Source organism: Shewanella sp. SG41-4 (assembly GCF_014164505.1).
Taxonomy (GTDB): Bacteria; Pseudomonadota; Gammaproteobacteria; order Enterobacterales; family Shewanellaceae; genus Shewanella.
In genome coordinates, this window is record NZ_JACJFI010000331.1 from 1 (window position 1) to 3,717 (window position 3,717).

Sequence of the window (3,717 nt, forward strand, 5' to 3'; positions counted from 1 at the left end):
AACTTTTTAGGTTGTGAGACACCAAACAGTTGGGTTGAACAAGCTAAACAACCTGAACAACTCAATGCATTGCTAATTGACCATTGCAACTGTGAGCTTAAAGCTGCGCAAACTGCGATGTTAATGATCCGCAAATATGCGATTGATCAAAGTAGTTCACATCTATTAAAGACCTGGGCAAAGCCTTATGAGGATTTCGTTTATCAACAAGATCGTAATGCCCACGAGTTTTTGGCTCGCGATAGTAAAAAGAACGATATCACTAGTGAATTAGTCGTCAATGAGAGCCTCACTAATAGCAGTGATTTAATGAGTAAAATGGTGCGTTTGATCAAAGAAGAGTTTCATCACTTTGAGCAAGTTTTACAGATTATGACAACGCGCGGTATTGATTACAGTAATATTCGTGCTGGTCGGTACGCCAAGCAGTTAATTTCACATGTGCGGACTCATGAGCCGCTTACGTTAATTGATAAGTTAATTATTGGCGCGTTTATTGAAGCGCGTTCATGTGAGCGATTTGCTAAACTTGCGCCGCACTTAGATGATGAACTCGCTAAGTTTTACACTTCATTACTTCGTTCAGAAGCTCGGCATTTTCAAGACTATTTGGTTCTTGCAGAAGATATTGCAGGCAAAGATATCAGTGAACGTATTCATTATTTTCGCGAAAAAGAGATGGCGTTAATTTTGACAGAAGATAGCGAGTTTCGTTTTCACAGTGGAATACCAACGCAATAATCAACAATTGTGCTGTATAAACCAATACTCACTGTTGATATCAATGCTGATACCTTCAAGTGAGTCTAGTTTGTTTCGGAAAAGGGTAATGTTACTAATTCACAACCTTTATCACTGACTTTTAGCACGCTGCCTTGAGTATACCAATCACCGACCACAACACGTTGTTCTTGAGCTGTGAGTTGATGAATCGCTGGGCGATGAGTATGACCATGGATCATTCTCTGACAACCAGTACGTGCCAGTAGCGCGGTTACCGCACTTGGCTCAACATCCATAATTTCGTAATGTTTTTGCTGATTACCTTGAACACTTTTTTGACGAATTTTTGCTGCAATGTTTAAACGTGTTTTTTTAGGTAGATGAGAATAAACCCAGCGCACTATATCAAGACTTCGAAAGCGTCTGAATCGCTGATAAGCAATATCAAGAGTACAAAGGCTATCACCGTGCAAAATAACGGTGTTAACACCGTACAAGTTGGTACAGTACACTTCAGGTAATATTTTCATGCCCGCTCGTAGGCAAAATTGTTTGCCAACCATAAAGTCACGATTACCATGAGTAAAATATACAGGTATTGAATTCGATACTGTTTTGATTGCTTCTGCGATGGCAATGGTAAAGGGTTCTGCAATATCATCACCCATCCAAACTTCGAATAGATCGCCGATGATATAAAGCGCTTCAGTATTGTCTAAACCATGGTTTAGAAAATAGATGAAGGCTTGTGTAATATCTGGGCGATCTGCACTTAAGTGCAAATCGCCTACAAAGATTGTTTTTTTCAAAATTACGCTTTAACGCTAACGCTTTTGATCACAATGGCTTCTAATGGAACATCTTGATGCATACCATTATTACCAGTGGCAACATTTTTGATTGTTTCAATAATGTCTAAGCCTTCAACCACTTCACCAAATACACAATAACCCCAGCCCTGTGAAGTTTCTGATTTAAAATCAAGGAAAGTATTGTCTTTTACGTTAACGAAAAACTGTGCTGTTGCTGAGTGCGGATCAGAAGTGCGTGCCATGGCAACAGTGCCTTTACGGTTAGATAAACCATTGTTGGCTTCATTTTTGATTGATGCTTTAACACTTTTCTGGCTCATATCTTCAGTGAAACCACCACCTTGGATCATAAAACCGTCAATAACACGGTGAAAAATAGTACCCTCGAAAAAACCATCTTCAACATACTGCATAAAGTTAGCCGCGGTAATTGGCGCTTTTTCTTCATTTAGCTGTAAAGTAATATCGCCCATATTGGTATGTAAAGTAATCATGTTGTCTCACTTGAAAATAATAATTTGCGCGATTCTAACTTATCTTAACTGCCGCATAAAGTGCAGTGTTCAAAACAGGTGACATCATGCTAAACTCAGCGATAACATTTCCCGTTATAAATTAGTGTAAAAGAGAACAATCGATGTTAAAGATTTACAATAGTATTAGCCGTGAGAAACAAGAATTTAAACCAATAAATCCAGGTAAAATCGGAATGTACGTCTGTGGCGTGACCATTTACGATTTATGTCATATTGGTCACGGGCGTACCTTTGTTTCGTTTGACATGATAGTGCGTTATTTACGTTATATCGGTTATGAGGTGAATTTTCAGCGTAACATTACCGATGTTGATGACAAAATTATCAAACGGGCTGCTGAAAACAACGAATCTTGTGAGTCGCTTACTGAGCGTTTAATCGCCGAAATGCATCAGGATTTTGATGCGTTAAATATGAAGCGTCCAGATTTTGAGCCTCGAGCAACGTTACATATTGAAGAAATTATCGATATGGTTCAGCGTTTACTCGACCGCGACCATGCCTACGTTGCCAGTAATGGTGATGTATTATTCAGTGTTGCATCGTTTCCTGAGTATGGGCAGTTGTCAGGTCAAAACCTAGACCAACTTCAAGCCGGTGCTCGCGTTGAGATAGATAATGCTAAGCAAAATCCGATGGATTTCGTGTTATGGAAAATGTCTAAACCGGGTGAACCAACGTGGGAATCACCTTGGGGGCCAGGTCGCCCTGGTTGGCATATTGAATGTTCTGCCATGAACAGTAAGCATCTTGGTTTACATTTTGATATTCATGGTGGTGGGTCTGATTTACAGTTTCCACATCATGAAAATGAAATTGCACAGTCTTGCTGTGCTCACGATACCCCGTATGTTAATTACTGGATGCACACCGGAATGGTGATGATTGACCGTGAAAAAATGTCTAAATCATTAGACAATTTTTTTACCATTCGAGATGTGCTTAAGCATTATGATGCTGAAACCGTACGTTACTTTTTATTATCTGGTCATTATCGTAGTCAGTTAAATTATTCTGAAGACAATTTAAAGCAAGCTCGTGCAGCGTTAGAGCGCTTATACACAGCGCTTAAAGGTTTAGACTTAACGGTTGATGCCGCGCCTGCTGAAGTGTTTGTTGCCAAGTTTAAGTCGGCAATGGATGATGACTTTAATACACCAGAAGCTTATTCAGTATTGTTTGAGATGGTGCGTGAAATCAATCGTCTTAAAACAACCGATATGTCAGCGGCATCGGCATTAGGTGTCAGCTTGAAGCAATTAGCGGATGTGCTTGGCCTTATCAGCCAAACACCAGAGGCTTTCTTTAAAGGGGAAGGCAGCGACGATGAAGTGGCAGAAATTGAAGCGCTTATCGTTGAGCGTAACCGTGCCCGTACTGAAAAAGATTGGCCAGCAGCGGATGTTGCCCGCGATCGCTTAAACGAGTTAGGCGTTGAGTTAGAAGATGGCGGCCCAACTGGTACTACTTGGCGTAAAAAGTAATTTACTTCAAGTATAAAAACAAAAGCCTGCAATAGCATAATGCCGATCAGTTAAGCGGTAAAACGAGAAAATTTAACTGATCGGTTGACCGATCTTTCTAGTCTGCGAAAATCCGATAATCTTTATTATCGGATTTTTTTTTATGGAACTTTCAGAAGCCCT

General features: G+C 40.1%; 4 protein-coding genes. 2 read left to right on the forward strand and 2 right to left on the reverse strand.

Translation table 11 applies throughout. The features are described from left to right. On the forward strand, positions 1-741 hold a 741-nt coding region (gene miaE / locus H5202_RS19105; RefSeq protein ID WP_182773459.1), incomplete at its 5' end, for a tRNA isopentenyl-2-thiomethyl-A-37 hydroxylase MiaE. A 65-nt stretch (positions 742-806) separates the two neighbouring features. Here the strand turns inward: miaE and H5202_RS19110 are convergent. Both H5202_RS19110 and H5202_RS19115 read right to left on the reverse strand, forming a co-directional pair. Then, positions 807-1,532, reverse strand: coding sequence for a UDP-2,3-diacylglucosamine diphosphatase (locus H5202_RS19110; RefSeq protein WP_182773460.1), 726 nt, complete (start codon positions 1,530-1,532; stop codon positions 807-809). Positions 1,533-1,534: 2 nt separating this feature from the next. Continuing rightward, positions 1,535-2,029 (reverse strand): peptidylprolyl isomerase, encoded by a 495-nt coding sequence (locus H5202_RS19115; RefSeq protein WP_011638050.1) that lies wholly within the window; start codon positions 2,027-2,029, stop codon positions 1,535-1,537. A 143-nt stretch (positions 2,030-2,172) separates the two neighbouring features. Here H5202_RS19115 and cysS point away from each other — a divergent pair, with 143 nt between their 5' ends. Further along, positions 2,173-3,555 carry a cysteine--tRNA ligase gene (cysS, locus tag H5202_RS19120; protein ID WP_182773461.1) on the forward strand — a complete coding sequence of 461 codons (1,383 nt, stop codon included), beginning with the start codon at positions 2,173-2,175 and terminating at the stop codon, positions 3,553-3,555. Positions 3,556-3,717 lie beyond the last annotated feature (162 nt).